The sequence below is a fragment of the Blautia sp. An81 genome, from assembly GCF_002161285.1.
Lineage (GTDB): Bacteria > Bacillota > Clostridia > Lachnospirales > Lachnospiraceae > Blautia > Blautia ornithocaccae.
In genome coordinates this window covers 1-13221 of the sequence record NZ_NFHH01000012.1, presented here as the reverse complement: position 1 = coordinate 13221, position 13221 = coordinate 1, and the positions used below count along the sequence as shown (strand labels likewise).

Here is a 13221-nt window from a genome sequence, read left to right as displayed (position 1 = left end):
TTATCAAATGTTTTATAGAAAAGAATTTTCGTACTGTCCATAATTTTATCACGTCTTTTAAAAGAAGTACAGGACCCCTTCTCCTGCAAATGTATAATCTGGGAAAATCTGTGAAAACTAGAAATAGCATTAAAGGAGCGATTGGTTATGATCAGTGAAGAATTGATTCAGCAATTTGTAAAGGAAACAGAACTGTTTGAAGAAAGGCTCCGGGCCTTTGAGGCCGGAGAAATTGACCGGAAAACCTTTAAGGGAATTTCCGGAAGGTTTGGCTGCTATGCTCAGAGGGAGAAAAACTACATGCTCCGCCTCCGGTTTCCCGGCGGCAGGATTTCCAAAGAGCATCTGGCCTTTCTGGGAGAAAAAACAAGGGAATATCCTCTTGAACTTATGAAGATCACTACCTGCCAGACTATACAGGTACACAATCTGTCTGCTTCCCAGGTGGTCTCTCTAATGCGGGAAGCTCTGCAGAAGGGAATCATTACTATTGGAGGAGGCGGGGACAATCCCAGAAACGTAATGTCCAGCCCCCTATCCGGTGCAGACAGCCAGGAGGCTTTTGACGTGCTGCCTTATGCAGAGACTGTCAGTGATTACCTTATCAGCCGCATGACGGAACTTCATCTTCCCAGGAAATTAAAAGTGGCCTTTTCAAATACAGAGGAGAATACCACTCATGCCAACATGAGAGATCTGGGCTTTACGACAAACCCAGAGGGAACTTTTTCTGTGTACTGCGCCGGAGGTTTGGGACCCAATCCGAAAATGGGCGTTCTGGTGGAAAAAAATGGAAAACCTCAAGAGGTGAGTCTTTATGTCAGCGCCATGATCCGCCTGTTTACAAAGTATGGAGATTATAAGAATCGTGGAAAATCCAGAAGTCGCTATCTCCAGGACACACTTGGCGAAGAAGGAATCAAAAAAGAGTATCTATGCTGTCTGGAAGAGGCGAGAAAAGAAGAAATTCCCTGGCCGGTCTTCTATTCCCATTCGACATTAAAATCCGGGGATGGAGAAATCGAAGGCTCCAGGATCTTTCCTCAAAAACAGCCTGGACTTTATGCTGTATCCTATCACCCCATAGGCGGCTGCCTTACCCAGAAGAACCTTATGGTGCTCTGTGAAGTGCTGAGAAATATTCCGGATACGGAGCTCCGGCTTTCTCCCGATGGCACCATATACATTCTCCACCTTACGGCAAAGGAGGTTCCCAGAATCCTTGAAGCCACAGGCAGCGGCGGTGAAAATCTCTTTGAAACCAGCACAAGCTGTATAGGAGTCCCTATCTGCCAGCGGGGGATAGGCTGCTCTCAGTGGCTTTTGGCTCATTGCATCGAAAGAGTGAGAAAAGAAAACTTCCCCGACGGTCTGCTTCCCAGAATCCATATCTCCGGCTGCCCTTCCGGCTGCGGGACTCATCAGGCTGCCTCTCTTGGATTCATGGGATGCCGAAAAAAAGTGGAGGGAGAAACTCTTCCGGCCTTCCGCCTGTTTATCAATGGACAGGCAAAGAAGCCCGGTTCCAGGATTGGGGAAGAGGCCGGTATTCTGCCGGAAGAAGTAATCCCGGAATTCTTAGTGGAACTGGGAAGAGATATTCAAAAAAGCCATAAAAGTTTTGAAGAATGGCTTCCGGAAAATAAAGATAGATTTCTGGAACTGGTACGGGAGTTTGAGGGAGCAGCAAAATTGATTCGCTGATATTCTCCTGATTTATTTCCCATCTCACTTCCTGAAAACGGAACCTGTTATTATTTTAATTTGTTTCAATACTTTCCTGCTGCCAGTTTTTTCATATACCCAGGTACGTCAATATTCTGTGGGCAGTGAGAAGTGCATTGACCGCATCCAATACAAGTATCCGGTCCATTCTGAGCTTTCACTGCCTCCTCCCAACGCTTCTTATCCTTTGTAAGAGACAGTTCATTATAAAGGTTCATCCAGGCTGGAATATCAATTTTCACCGGACATCCGTCGCAGCAATAACGGCATGCTGTACATGGTACTGCCAGTTTTGACTGATATCCTGTCGCCACATTATCACGGATCTGGTCCATCGTACTCATACCGCTTAAGATCATGGTGACATTGCTCCATAGCGTAATCTATGATTTCCTGTGCCTTTTTCTGATTGATCTGGCCCAGCTTCGTAGGCAGTCTCATATTTCCCATTCCCAGACGTGAAAGGCTGAGTTCTTTAAAGTCTTTGTAAATCATTCGCCCTTTCCTTTCATTGTATTTCGTAATGCTCTGTGCAAAGCTCTGCACCGAATCTCCAGCATCTTTTTTGTGATTTCTGTTTCCGTAAATACGTCAAAACCGTGGAACGTGCCTTTCACATCCTGTAATTCCGCAGTGATTCCAGTTTTTTTCAGATTCCTCCAATAATCAACGCCTTCATCATGGAGGCAGTCATACTGCTCCACCTCGATATATGTCGGCGGAAGATCGTGAAAGTCCTCAGCCTCAGCGGGAGATGCATAATACCTCTTTCCGAAAGTTCCGTTTTTTAAATACAGTTCCCACATTTTTCTCGACAAAGGGGCGTTCCAGACTGGACTGTCCGTATATTTTTTCATAGACTCTGTCTTCATACGTGCGTCAAGCACAGGATAGATCAGCATCTGAAAGCAAATGTCAAGCTTCCCTTCATCCCTGCTTCTGAGTGTACAGGCAGCCGCAAGAGCACCGCCTGCACTGTCGCCGCCCACTGCAATTCGTCTCCTGTCAATATGCAGATTCCCGGAATTTTGGCGAACATATTCAAGACCCTCCCAGCAGTCTGTAAAAGGAATCGGAAAAGGATATTTCTCTGATGTCCTGTAATGAACAAAAATAACTGTACATTCTGCTTTTGCCGCATATTTTCCCATATGCTCATGGATATATGGAGCATCTTCCAGACAGAAACCTCCTCCGTGAAAATAGACCAGACAGGGCATGTTATTTTCCATTGCCTCCGGTCTGTAAATAGTAAGCCGTATCTTCCCGCCATCTCCCGATTCAATCCATTTTGTCATCTTCTCTATTCCTCGTGGAGAAGCCGGCAGCTCCATAGAAGCTAACCGTCGGTTTGCTATTTTTAATATATAAGGAGAAAGGAAAAATCCTGGTACAATAAATTTATTGATAAGCGGATACCCCACCGCCAGAGGATACTTTTTATTTCTCAGTCCGCACCATAATGCAGCAGCAGCTGTTCCAGCCATAAGCAAATATCTCTTTTTCATAGATCTTCACCATTGCTTTCTATTTTTCTTCTTTCATTATACAATCTTATTTTAAAATATCTGCAGTATATCCAGAATAGCCAGAAAGTTTTTCAGTATAAACCTTAAGGTTTCTTCATCTTTCCAAAGTCTTTCTCACAAACTACACCATCATCAAGCCCCTTTAAGGAATAAAAGAAAATCCAGGACAAAAAGCTCATCTCTGTCCTGGATAAAATGGTTCCCTCTCTGTATGTAGGGCAATGTTAAATATATCCTCCGCTCTGAGGTACACCTCCGCCGGAACTTCCTCCTGTCCCCAAAGAAAAAAGTGCACTGACAATATTCCACATAGCCGCAAAAATTCCGTTATTCGCCGTATTCAGCGGCCTTGACAGCGCTCCTGTAGCCAAAAGAATAAGGAGGATCAATGTACAGTATGGGCGGATCCTCTGGTAAAAATACAGAACTCTCGGATACATCTGTTCTATCACATTAGAACCATCCAGAGGAGGGATTGGAATCAGGTTAAAAACGCCCAGGCCAATATTGATCACTGCAGAATAATAACACAGCATAACCCCTATAGTCACAGCACTGTTCCCTGAATTTCCGAAGCGCATAAGAGCGCCGCAGATCAGCAGAGAAAGAAAAGCCGTGAGAAAGTTGGCAACAGGTCCTGCAAGAGAAACCCATATAATTCCCTGCCGCTTATTCCGGTAATAGGCGGTATTGATCCTTACAGGCTTTGCCCAGCCCATATGAAAGAATAAAAGACACAAAGTTCCGATAAGATCCAGATGTCTGAGGGGATTGAGACTTAACCGTCCTTCATACTTGGGAGTTGGATCTCCCAGCTTGTAAGACACCCAGCCATGAGCAAACTCGTGAACCGTTATGGCAATGAGCATAACCGGCACCGTGTAGATCAGCAGACGGAGCTGCTGGATATAATAATTTAGATACATAAAAAAGTCCTTTCTAACCATATATGTCTGAGACAGAGTATACGGTTCTATTTCACATTTCTTATTTTGTAACCGTACATTGAATGATCGTTGTACGGCTGTATTTCGCATTTTCTTTTTGTAACCGTACTCTAAATGGTCGTTGTACGGTTATATTTCGCATTTCCTTTATACAACCGTACATTGTATGACTGCTATACGGTTGTATTTTACATTTTCTCATTTTCAACCGTACTTCACACTGAAATAATACAGTTGAATTCTATATTTCTCCCTTTTTAACCGTACCGCCCAAATTCGGGCCTACAGTTTAGCCTTACATTTCCTATGTCTAATGCCTTAATTCTCATATTTTCTGATAAAGATTTTATTTAAGTGCCAGACAGGTTTTATGTTTTCACAATTTTATCTCATATAGTCGGGATTGTCAATTTCACCTGCTTCACAAATCTCTCCTTCTATTGCCCTTCTATTGCTTTTATGGAAAGTATACTTGTCATTTTCTTCAAGATACCATAAGATAGAATCAAGAAAGGAAAGTTAGCTTTCCATAAAGGAGAAAATCCCGTGAAAAACCGGCTGGAAGAATTACGAAAACAAAGAGGAATCAAACAAGAAGAGTTAGCTTCTGCTCTTGAAGTATCTCGTCAAACCATAGGATCTTTAGAAAATGGGCGATATAACCCCTCCATTTTGCTGGCCTTTAAAATTGCCAGATATTTTCATATGAGCATAGAAGACATCTTTATTTATGAGGAGGAAGAGTCATGAAAGAAAAGTTCTGGTATTTCGGCTATATTGTTGCATTACTGCTTATTCTGCTGATGGCATTTACGGATTTTCCACCTGGAGCAGATATGGCTTTGGCAATCCTTTTTACATGTGTATTTTCGGTTACCCATACACAGCTTCTCCACCGCAGAATGCTCCATACGGATTCTTCTTATCGGATTAATGTGTTAGATGAGCGTAATATTGCCATAAAGGAAAAAGCCGGAAATATCACCAATATGATCACCTTAATGCTTCTGGGCATTGCTATGTTGATATTTATTACTTTAAATTATATGGTTTCTGCCATAATTGTAGGAGTAATTATCCTGATACAGCCATTGGTCCTAATCATTGCAAGCAGTATTATTGAAAAGAAAATCTGAAAATAATAACAAAGCCCTCTGCGGACCCAGGTATCATAACCTGCACACAGGGGGCTGTTTTTACAGTTGACAGCTGACTTACCGGATAAAGTTGGTAGGTGTAAAGGGTTCTTTTTCAGGAAGACCATATTTTTCTTTTCCAAGAGCAATGCTCTTAATTAGAAAAGCCATATTTCTTCCCAATGTCCGCATAATCTGACATCCTTCAATATCCTTCTTTACCTCTTCCGGAGTGTTGCCATGCACCTGGTTCCAGTACTGGCTGGAGGCAATGGGCATATTGGAAATTGTAAAATATTTATTCAGCTCATCGAAGGTTGCGGTACATCCCCCTCTTCTGGCAGATACTAATGAGGCGCCGACTTTCATGCTCTTGTCAAAGCTTGTGCTGTAGAAAAGGCGGTCCAGAAAGGAAATCAGAGTACCATTGGCAGAGGCATAATAAACGGGAGAGCCGATGACGATCCCGTCGCTTTCCTCAAATTTTGAAGCAGTCTCATTTACCAGGTCGTCAAAGACACATTTTCCCGTGGTATGACATTTTCTGCAGCCGATGCAGCCCCGTATATCCTTATGTCCCACATGAATCAGTTCTGTTTCAATACCCTCTGCTTCGAGAGTAGAGGCCACTTCCGTTAAAGCAGTATAAGTACAGCCCTTTGCATTGGGGCTTCCGTTAATCAGCAATACTTTCATCATTCATTCCTCCTCGATCATTCAATTTCTAATTTATTATACAATGCCTGTCAAGAAAATTACAAATCATATAAAAGGATCTTAACTGTAAAACACTCTTTTTCCTCCTGGATCTCAAGTACGCCATGATAGTTTTTTACTGCAGTGCGGACATTTTTCAAGCCGAATCCACTGTTTTTTCATGGCCTTCTGATGTTTCCGGCAATAAAGGCAAAGGATTTGTTACCCGTATAAAAAGAGAATGGGGAATGTAATGGATATCCAGACAGATCCATCTTTTTTCTTCCGGATTTTCCCTGCATGCTTTTATGGCGTTGTCCAGAAGATTTCCCAATATAATGATACTGTCTTCTGTTGCCAAACTCATTTCTTTTGGAACAGAAATTTTGCTGTGGACGGTTATCTTCTGCTCTTTTGCCTGACCGATTTTCAGAGATAAAATGGCGTCCATTCCCATATTTCCTGTAGACAGGATCTGAGACGCTTCTCCGATATCCTGTATCAGCTGTCCCAGATATTCCTGCAGCTCTTCAGTTTCCCTGGACTTAGGAGTGATCCTTGCAGCTATCCAGCTAAGAGACTGGAGATGATTTTTCATATCATGGCGTATGCCTTTCAGCCGCTGCTGAGAAAGAGACAGATCTTCATAATACTGTTCTGAAAGCTTTATCTGCTGTTGAAGAAGAATGTCTGTATTCCGTTGGAGCAGGTTGCAAAACTGGCTGTAAATAAAAGCCGTTGCCATATTAATGAAAATAAAGGCGGTGATCAGAGGAAACTCCAGATAAAATAAAGTGTCAGGATAGGAATTGATCCTGAGCAGAAAGAAAACCAGGACCAGGAAACTGATGCCTGGAATCGCCATGATAACAGCAAAATGCTTCGGTGGCAGCAGGACACTTTCTTCTATCCTGATCTTTCCAAGAATCAGGAGCAGACTCCAGAATCACACATGCATGCTTCCTGACAGAAGGAAAAAATTCAGACCGAGATAGCTGAAATCCAGCTTTGTGCTGCGTATAACAGCGAGAAGAAAGACTGTCAGATAAAGAGCTGTCACAAACTCAATAGAAGAAAGAAGGATCATTTTCTGCCAATTCTTCATTGCAAGTCTCTTCCGAACCCTTTATAATTGTTTCATAAAGGAGAAAATGCATATGAATAATGAATTGTCCAAGGAATTATCGTATGCAAAAGAAAAAATACAGTACGATACCCAGTGCAAACGTGTACTGAGCCAGAAGCAGATTCTTGCCTGGATACTAAAGCGTACTGTAAAAGAATTTACGGATTTATCTATAAGGCAGATTATCCCGCATATTGAGGGAACACCGGAGATTTCTTCTATATCGGTATACCCCGGTAATAGTAAAGAATCTCTCGAAGATTCTGAACCAGCCTACAATAGGGCTGAAAAAATTTCCGGCATGCCTAACGAAGACAAAATTCCCGAAGAAGGAACTGTTTACTTTGATATCCGTTTTCGGGTATCTGTTCCTCAGGGAAACAAGGTACAAATGATTATTAATGTGGAAGCTCAGAAGTCTTTTTATCCCGGCTATGAAATCGTAACAAGAGGAATTTTTTACAGTGCCAGAATGATTTCCGCACAGTCTAGCGTTGATTTTACCGCTTCTGATTATGACAGTATCCGAAAGGTCTATTCTATCTGGCTTTGTATGAATGCTCCTAAAAAGATTGGGAATGCTATTTCCGAGTATTCCTTCCGAAAAAGGGACCTTCTGCCCGGTCTGCCGGATCATCCCCAGGCCTATGACAAAATTTCTGTGATTATCATAGCTCTAAATGAAAAAATATCTTCTGAAGACTTATTTATCGGTATGATAAATACTTTGCTTTCAACAGAAATTCCCTATCATATTAAGAAAAAAAGGCTGGAGAAGGACTATCATATTCAAATGCACAGTGATCTGGCGAAGGAGGTGGGATTAATGTGCAACTTATCAGATTATGTAGAAGAACAGGGTATTCAGAAGGGCATTCAAAATGTGGTCGTTAATTTACTTAAACTGGGGACTGTCAGCGATGAAGATATTATGAAAGCTGGCAATCTTTCTCCGGAGGAACTTGGCAGGATTAAAGAAGAGGTAAAGAACAGTAAAGTTTAATAGATACTCCCAGCAGGGGCAGGTATGATGCAATCCAGTCGTACCTGCCCCTGCAACTTTTCTGAAAGAAAAATATGGTGGATACATTTCTCTCACCTTCCCTATATGCTATAATGGCTTTATCCCGCCGCTTTTGCGGCAGAATTGGAGACTGTACATATGACACGTGTTTTAATTGTAGAAGATGACGCTACCATCAACAGCCTGATCTATGAATATCTTACTGAAAAAGACTTCGACTGCCGCCAGGCCTTTTCCGGAACGGAAGGAAGGCTGCTTTTCGATATGGAAAAATTTGACCTGATTCTTTTGGATCTTATGATACCGGGGCTAAGCGGGGAAGAACTTATTGCCTATATCCGTTCTTCTTCTCAGGTCCCAGTTATCGTGCTATCTGCAAAGACTGCGCTGGAAGATAAAGTAAATCTTCTTTCCACAGGATCAGACGATTATCTGACAAAGCCCTTTGAACTGGAAGAGCTCCTGGCCAGGATACAGGTACAGCTGAGACATAAGGCTGCAGCCCCCTCTCCTGCTCATTCTTCTCTTCGATATAAAGACTGGGAGCTGGATGAACAGGCCAGAAGTTTCCTGGTTAAGGGAGAAAGGATTGATCTCACCGCTCATGAGCTGGGAATTATAACCCTTCTGATGAAATATCCCAAAAAAGTTTTTACAAAACAGGAAATCTTTGAATCTGTGTGGAACCAGGAGTATTTTGTTGAGGATAAAACCATCAACGTCCATATCAGCAATATCCGCTCCAAACTGAAAGATACAGATACAGACACCTATATTCAAACAGTATGGGGAATTGGCTTTAAATTAAAAGACTGATTTTAGAATGGTCTTTTTCTGTTCCTTAATCTTAAACTTTTCTTAAACTTTTCTTTGCGCTTTTTGAAATTCTCTGTGAGATACTGGACTCAGAAAAAAACAAGAGGCTTTTCAAAAGCTGACTAGGAGGATAAATGATGAAAGATTTGATTGTCACACAGAATCTCACAAAGATGTATGGCGATAAAGCCGCTGTCTCTTCTATGGATATGCATGTGAAACAGGGAGATATTTACGGCTTTATCGGAAGGAACGGCTCCGGCAAGTCCACCACATTAAAAATGCTCTGTGGACTGGCTTTTCCTACCCAGGGAAGTATCCGGGTATTCGGCCAGTCCCTGAGCCGAGAAAGCGTAAGGAAACGTATCGGCGTCCTCATTGAATCTCCGGGGCTGGAAGGAGGCCGGAGCGCCTATGAAAACATGTACTTAAAAGCCAGCCTTATGGGAATCGTGGATCCTGACAAAGAGATCCGGGAGCTTCTTACTCTTACAGGACTGAATCCGGACAACAAAAAGCTGGTAAAACGCTATTCTATGGGAATGAAGCAGCGGCTGGGAATCGCCATGGCACTTCTGGGAGGACCGGATCTTCTGATCCTGGATGAGCCCATCAACGGCCTGGACCCGGAAGGAATGAACCAGCTCCGCTCTATCCTGGTGGAGCTGAACCAGAAAAAAGGAGTAACCATGATCGTCAGCTCCCATATTTTAGGAGAACTTTCTAAAATGGCTACCCGGTACGGGATCATTAAAGACGGCTGCCTGGTAAAGGAGATTTCCAGAGAAGAGCTGGCTGCAGAATGTAAGGATTATCTCTATCTGAAAACTGCAGATGCCAAAATGGCTGCAGTTCTTCTGGAAGAAAAACTTGGAATCCAAAATTATGAGGTACGGCCAGAGGGAGAAATCCGCATTTATCAGAATGCAGATCCGGGGCAGATTACCACGGTTATGTCTTCCGCAGGCATCCCGGTATATGCGATCTACGGCCATCAGCAGGATCTGGAAGGATATTTTCTGGATCTGATGGGAAAAGAAAGTAAAACCGGTTCGTCAAAGAAAGGGGGCAGACGCCATGCTTAATCTTACACGTATGGAATTCCGCAGACTATTCAGAGATAAAAGTGTTTATATTACGCTAGCTTCATTTTTAGGATTTATTCTGATCGCTCTGATCACAATGAAACTGGTAACCGATCAGAATCTTCTGTCTTTTGCAACGGAAAACGGATTTGAATTCACTGCGGAAGATCAGGCTGACGCAGCTTCTTTTCTCAGTTCCACCATAGCAGATTTTGTCAGCAATCTTCTTTTTTCCGGAGGTCTTATGGTCTGCTTCAGCGCAATCTTCTGTGCTGTCAGTACCTGCGATGACTTCTCTTCCGGCTTCGGGAAAAATATCTTTTCCTACTATCCGGACAGGAGCTATTACATCGTAAGCAAAATTGTTACTCATTGTGCCATTAACGCTATGTTTATACTGGCTCTTACGGCTGCCAGCATAATCCTTTTTAAAATCTGTGGATTTCCCAATCACCTGGGAGACCCTTTGAAAATGGTCCTTATGCTTTTAATCGGCTGGGTAGCCCTGATCCCTCTGGCGGCTCAGAGCATGCTTTTGTGCATGCTTATCCGGAATGCTGCAGTAGCCAGTATTCTTTCTATCCTCTGCGGTCTTGGAGTCGTGGCAGGTGTTTTAGAAACCATTGCCGGACTCTTCGGAATCCATGTGGCACAGTTTTTCCCGCCCTACCTGGTGATGATGTCTCCCTATATCAGCGGCAGCGCCAGCACAGGATCTCTGTTATCCTTTGCAGTGGGCCAGAACGGTCTGGGTACAAATCTGCTTCTGTCAGTGTTTGCCAGCCTTTTGTGGACCCTGACCTACATCTGGCTCTCCCAAAAGGTACTGAGCAAAAAAGATATCTGTTAAGAGGAATATGCCTATGTTAAAAACAGCATTGATCATCCTATTTGCCATATTATTTTTCCTTTCTCTTACTGCTCTTCTCCTCTACAGAAGGCAGGTACGAGGACTAGCCCAACAATTAAAAGATCTGGAGCCGGGAAGCAATCAAAGGCTTACCTGCTCTGTCAGGGACAGAAATATTCTGTCCCTTTGCCGCCTGGTAAATACTTATATCGATTCTCAGCAGAAACTGGTGCTTCAGGCCCGGGAAGCGGAGGAAAAACTTAAATATACCATTGCCAGTGTTTCCCACGATATCCGGACACCCCTCACCGGAGCCTCCGGCTATATGCAGATGGCGGAAAAAACAGAAGACCCGGATAAAAGAAAAGAATACTGCCGGATTGTCCGGGGCAGACTGAAAGATCTGGAACAGCTTTTAGACCAGCTTTTCCTTTATACAAAATTGACAAGCCAGGAAATTTCTCTCCAAATGGAGCTGGTTTCCCTGTTTCCTCTTGTCTGTGAGGTTCTTACAGGATTTTACGGAAAATTTCAGGAACAGAACCGGGAGCCTTCCCTGGATTTTCAGGAAGAGGCCATTCAGATCCAGGGAGACAGCAGCCAGCTGAAGCGGGTTCTGGGAAATCTCGTTTCCAATTCCCTTTCTTACGGCCTTGGCACCCTTTTTATTTTTCAAAAGGGAAATACGCTGACCTTTTCCAATAAAGTAAAAGATCCGGGATCTATTGATCCGGATCAGATGTTTGTCCGTTTTTACAGAGGCGACCCTTCCAGAAATGCTTCAAAAAGTTCTCACGCCGGACTTGGACTTTCCATAGCCAGAGAACTGACCCAGGCAATGGGAGGGAAAATTGAAGCAAGACTTCATGAAGATATATTGGAAATTGTATTGACTTTTCAGGGAATTTCCCGGTAAACTGTCTATACAGAACAGTAGGATCATCCCGGGATTGTAAACTTCATCGGTCCCTGAAAAGGAGAAAAATTATGGAAAATATTCTGATCATTTACAAATCAAAGTATGGTGCAGCCAGGGAATACGCCCAGCTTCTGGGAAAAGCCCTGGACACTGCCCCTGTTTCCGTTGACCAGGCCAAATCTCAGATGGTCACTTCTGCAGATACGATTATTCTCTGCGGAGGAATCTATGCCTCTTCCATTGCCGGCCTTTCTTTTCTGAAGAAAAACACCGCTCTTCTCAGTGGGAAAAAGACGGCTGTCTTTGCAGTGGGGGCGTCTCCCTACGACCAGAAGACTCTTGAGGAGTTGAAGAAAAGGCACCTTTCTGGGGCATTGGAGGGAATCCCTCTCTTCTACGGCCGGGGTGCATGGAACGAAGAGATCATGACCGTAAAAGATAAATTTCTCTGTTCTATGCTGATGAAAGTAGTGTCCAAGAAACCTGCGGAACAATGCGAGCCCTGGGAACTGGCTCTGAAAGAGGCAATGGGGAAGAAATGCTCCTGGGTAGATGAGAAGTATCTGGAGCCTTTATATAAATATATCCATAAAGACACCAGATAAAATACAGAGTGAAAGTTTGGGTGAGGAATATGGAGATTACTCCAATTACACTGGAGAATCGGTCTGTAATTAATGAGTTTTTAATGAAGCATTGGTATTCTACGGATATGGTGGTATGCGGTGAGAAAATTGATATGACAAAATCAGATGGCTTGGCTGTATTCTCTCATGGAAAAATCACAGCCCTCCTCACCTATCGCATAAAACCGGATCATACCTGCGAGATCATTTCACTGGACAGTCTTATAGAGAATCGGGGAACAGCGACGAAACTCCTCCAGAAAGTTTTTGATATTGCCAGGACTAATTGTCAGCCGATCTTTAATAAACAATAATCATAGCCGGTTTCCCAGTTTATACGCCATTTCCGGATACCGGCTGTGCCTGGTCATTGATGGAGTCCCGCACCCTCGTCCAAGGACCATACCCTGGTCCTGGAAATCCAGATATCTGACCAGTGTTTGGTAATGACTTTCCAGTGCATCAAATGTCCAGTTATCGCTGTTCCATGCAACAGTAAGAAGGGCCGATTTCATATGTTTCCTTGTAATACTGCTGTTATAGGAACAGAAACGGTCGATCACGATTTTAAGCTGTGCTGACATTCCATAATAATAAAGCGGGGTCGCAAAGACGATCATATCAGGTAGTGTAAAAAACTTTGTGGCTTTGGTAAAAAATGGCTCCTTTTTGGTAAGAATTACAGATATGACAATTCTTATCGAAAAGGAGTTTATTTATGGCAGTAGCAAAAGACCAAATC

19 protein-coding genes are annotated in these 13221 nt (G+C 43.2%); 10 read left to right on the top strand and 9 right to left on the bottom strand.

The window, feature by feature from the left end:
* The first annotated feature begins 147 nt into the window (after positions 1 to 147).
* Entirely contained in the window at positions 148 to 1704 is a 1557-nt protein-coding gene (locus B5G33_RS11430; protein WP_087417746.1) for a nitrite/sulfite reductase, read from the top strand.
* Between the two features lie 65 nt (positions 1705 to 1769).
* Here the strand turns inward: B5G33_RS11430 and B5G33_RS11425 are convergent, their stop codons facing one another.
* The 4 genes from B5G33_RS11425 to B5G33_RS11415 all read right to left on the bottom strand — a co-directional run bounded on the left by B5G33_RS11425 (position 1770) and on the right by B5G33_RS11415 (position 4180).
* Complete coding sequence (locus B5G33_RS11425) at positions 1770 to 2084, bottom strand: 4Fe-4S dicluster domain-containing protein (protein ID WP_087417745.1); 315 nt, start codon at positions 2082 to 2084, stop codon at positions 1770 to 1772.
* Positions 2044 to 2220 carry a hypothetical protein gene (locus B5G33_RS21360; RefSeq protein WP_158229611.1) on the bottom strand — a complete coding sequence of 59 codons (177 nt, stop codon included), beginning with the start codon at positions 2218 to 2220 and terminating at the stop codon, positions 2044 to 2046. Before B5G33_RS21360 ends, B5G33_RS11425 begins: the two co-directional genes overlap by 41 nt.
* Positions 2217 to 3233: an alpha/beta hydrolase gene (locus tag B5G33_RS11420; protein WP_087417744.1), complete on the bottom strand. Its 1017-nt coding sequence runs from the start codon at positions 3231 to 3233 to the stop codon at positions 2217 to 2219. Before B5G33_RS11420 ends, B5G33_RS21360 begins: the two co-directional genes overlap by 4 nt.
* Before the next feature lie 245 nt (positions 3234 to 3478).
* Entirely contained in the window at positions 3479 to 4180 is a 702-nt protein-coding gene (locus B5G33_RS11415; protein ID WP_087417743.1) for a site-2 protease family protein, read from the bottom strand.
* 567 nt (positions 4181 to 4747) lie between these two features.
* Between B5G33_RS11415 and B5G33_RS11410 the strand changes: the two genes are divergently transcribed.
* Together B5G33_RS11410 and B5G33_RS11405 are read left to right on the top strand one after the other, a co-directional pair.
* Positions 4748 to 4951, top strand: a complete 204-nt coding sequence (locus tag B5G33_RS11410; protein ID WP_087267948.1) for a helix-turn-helix transcriptional regulator — start codon at positions 4748 to 4750, stop codon at positions 4949 to 4951.
* Entirely contained in the window at positions 4948 to 5337 is a 390-nt protein-coding gene (locus B5G33_RS11405) for a hypothetical protein (RefSeq protein WP_087417742.1), read from the top strand. The genes B5G33_RS11410 and B5G33_RS11405 overlap by 4 nt, the downstream gene beginning before the upstream one ends.
* 78 nt (positions 5338 to 5415) lie before the next feature.
* On the opposite strand, the gene B5G33_RS11400 is transcribed toward B5G33_RS11405, so the two are convergent.
* The 4 genes from B5G33_RS11400 to B5G33_RS21355 form a co-directional block, all read right to left on the bottom strand.
* Positions 5416 to 6033: a flavodoxin family protein gene (locus B5G33_RS11400; RefSeq protein WP_087417741.1), complete on the bottom strand. Its 618-nt coding sequence runs from the start codon at positions 6031 to 6033 to the stop codon at positions 5416 to 5418.
* Positions 6034 to 6092: 59 nt separating this feature from the next.
* Positions 6093 to 6194 (bottom strand): GHKL domain-containing protein, encoded by a 102-nt coding sequence (locus B5G33_RS22745; RefSeq protein WP_087417740.1) that lies wholly within the window; start codon positions 6192 to 6194, stop codon positions 6093 to 6095.
* On the bottom strand, positions 6191 to 6898 hold the full coding sequence (locus B5G33_RS11390) for a sensor histidine kinase (protein ID WP_087417739.1): 708 nt from the start codon (positions 6896 to 6898) through the stop codon (positions 6191 to 6193). The genes B5G33_RS22745 and B5G33_RS11390 overlap by 4 nt, the downstream gene beginning before the upstream one ends.
* Before the next feature lie 81 nt (positions 6899 to 6979).
* Positions 6980 to 7138 carry a hypothetical protein gene (locus tag B5G33_RS21355; protein WP_158229610.1) on the bottom strand — a complete coding sequence of 53 codons (159 nt, stop codon included), beginning with the start codon at positions 7136 to 7138 and terminating at the stop codon, positions 6980 to 6982.
* A gap of 52 nt (positions 7139 to 7190) precedes the next feature.
* Here B5G33_RS21355 and B5G33_RS11385 point away from each other — a divergent pair, with 52 nt between their 5' ends.
* The 7 genes from B5G33_RS11385 to B5G33_RS11355 all read left to right on the top strand — a co-directional run bounded on the left by B5G33_RS11385 (position 7191) and on the right by B5G33_RS11355 (position 12793).
* The gene (locus B5G33_RS11385; protein ID WP_087267959.1) at positions 7191 to 8162 is read left to right on the top strand and encodes a hypothetical protein; all 972 of its coding nucleotides are present in this window, start codon (positions 7191 to 7193) and stop codon (positions 8160 to 8162) included.
* Between the two features lie 159 nt (positions 8163 to 8321).
* Positions 8322 to 8999, top strand: a complete 678-nt coding sequence (locus B5G33_RS11380; protein ID WP_087417738.1) for a response regulator transcription factor — start codon at positions 8322 to 8324, stop codon at positions 8997 to 8999.
* Between the two features lie 134 nt (positions 9000 to 9133).
* Positions 9134 to 10084 (top strand): ABC transporter ATP-binding protein, encoded by a 951-nt coding sequence (locus tag B5G33_RS11375; protein WP_087417737.1) that lies wholly within the window; start codon positions 9134 to 9136, stop codon positions 10082 to 10084.
* Positions 10077 to 10934 (top strand): ABC transporter permease, encoded by an 858-nt coding sequence (locus tag B5G33_RS11370; protein ID WP_087417736.1) that lies wholly within the window; start codon positions 10077 to 10079, stop codon positions 10932 to 10934. The genes B5G33_RS11375 and B5G33_RS11370 overlap by 8 nt, the downstream gene beginning before the upstream one ends.
* Before the next feature lie 13 nt (positions 10935 to 10947).
* On the top strand, positions 10948 to 11850 hold the full coding sequence (locus tag B5G33_RS11365) for a sensor histidine kinase (RefSeq protein WP_158229609.1): 903 nt from the start codon (positions 10948 to 10950) through the stop codon (positions 11848 to 11850).
* Between the two features lie 71 nt (positions 11851 to 11921).
* On the top strand, positions 11922 to 12458 hold the full coding sequence (locus tag B5G33_RS11360) for a flavodoxin family protein (RefSeq protein ID WP_087417734.1): 537 nt from the start codon (positions 11922 to 11924) through the stop codon (positions 12456 to 12458).
* A 29-nt stretch (positions 12459 to 12487) separates the two neighbouring features.
* The gene (locus B5G33_RS11355) at positions 12488 to 12793 is read left to right on the top strand and encodes a hypothetical protein (RefSeq protein WP_087417733.1); all 306 of its coding nucleotides are present in this window, start codon (positions 12488 to 12490) and stop codon (positions 12791 to 12793) included.
* Here B5G33_RS11355 and B5G33_RS11350 read toward each other — a convergent pair whose 3' ends face one another.
* Positions 12794 to 13099 (bottom strand): NAD(P)H-dependent oxidoreductase, encoded by a 306-nt coding sequence (locus B5G33_RS11350; protein WP_087417732.1) that lies wholly within the window; start codon positions 13097 to 13099, stop codon positions 12794 to 12796. It abuts the gene before it with no gap.
* Between the last annotated feature and the right edge of the window lie 122 nt (positions 13100 to 13221).

What these genes read in the sequence shown, in the direction of transcription:
- B5G33_RS11430 (WP_087417746.1), top strand. Translation starts at nt 148, where the DNA reads ATGATCAGTGAAGAATTGATTCAGCAATTTGTAAAGGAAACAGAACTG.
- B5G33_RS11425 (WP_087417745.1), bottom strand. Translation starts at nt 2,084, where the DNA reads ATGATCTTAAGCGGTATGAGTACGATGGACCAGATCCGTGATAATGTG.
- B5G33_RS21360 (WP_158229611.1), bottom strand. Translation starts at nt 2,220, where the DNA reads ATGATTTACAAAGACTTTAAAGAACTCAGCCTTTCACGTCTGGGAATG.
- B5G33_RS11420 (WP_087417744.1), bottom strand. Translation starts at nt 3,233, where the DNA reads ATGAAAAAGAGATATTTGCTTATGGCTGGAACAGCTGCTGCTGCATTA.
- B5G33_RS11415 (WP_087417743.1), bottom strand. Translation starts at nt 4,180, where the DNA reads ATGTATCTAAATTATTATATCCAGCAGCTCCGTCTGCTGATCTACACG.
- B5G33_RS11405 (WP_087417742.1), top strand. Translation starts at nt 4,948, where the DNA reads ATGAAAGAAAAGTTCTGGTATTTCGGCTATATTGTTGCATTACTGCTT.
- B5G33_RS11400 (WP_087417741.1), bottom strand. Translation starts at nt 6,033, where the DNA reads ATGAAAGTATTGCTGATTAACGGAAGCCCCAATGCAAAGGGCTGTACT.
- B5G33_RS11390 (WP_087417739.1), bottom strand. Translation starts at nt 6,898, where the DNA reads ATGGCGATTCCAGGCATCAGTTTCCTGGTCCTGGTTTTCTTTCTGCTC.
- B5G33_RS21355 (WP_158229610.1), bottom strand. Translation starts at nt 7,138, where the DNA reads ATGAAGAATTGGCAGAAAATGATCCTTCTTTCTTCTATTGAGTTTGTG.
- B5G33_RS11385 (WP_087267959.1), top strand. Translation starts at nt 7,191, where the DNA reads ATGAATAATGAATTGTCCAAGGAATTATCGTATGCAAAAGAAAAAATA.
- B5G33_RS11380 (WP_087417738.1), top strand. Translation starts at nt 8,322, where the DNA reads ATGACACGTGTTTTAATTGTAGAAGATGACGCTACCATCAACAGCCTG.
- B5G33_RS11375 (WP_087417737.1), top strand. Translation starts at nt 9,134, where the DNA reads ATGATGAAAGATTTGATTGTCACACAGAATCTCACAAAGATGTATGGC.
- B5G33_RS11370 (WP_087417736.1), top strand. Translation starts at nt 10,077, where the DNA reads ATGCTTAATCTTACACGTATGGAATTCCGCAGACTATTCAGAGATAAA.
- B5G33_RS11365 (WP_158229609.1), top strand. Translation starts at nt 10,948, where the DNA reads ATGTTAAAAACAGCATTGATCATCCTATTTGCCATATTATTTTTCCTT.
- B5G33_RS11360 (WP_087417734.1), top strand. Translation starts at nt 11,922, where the DNA reads ATGGAAAATATTCTGATCATTTACAAATCAAAGTATGGTGCAGCCAGG.
- B5G33_RS11355 (WP_087417733.1), top strand. Translation starts at nt 12,488, where the DNA reads ATGGAGATTACTCCAATTACACTGGAGAATCGGTCTGTAATTAATGAG.
- B5G33_RS11350 (WP_087417732.1), bottom strand. Translation starts at nt 13,099, where the DNA reads ATGATCGTCTTTGCGACCCCGCTTTATTATTATGGAATGTCAGCACAG.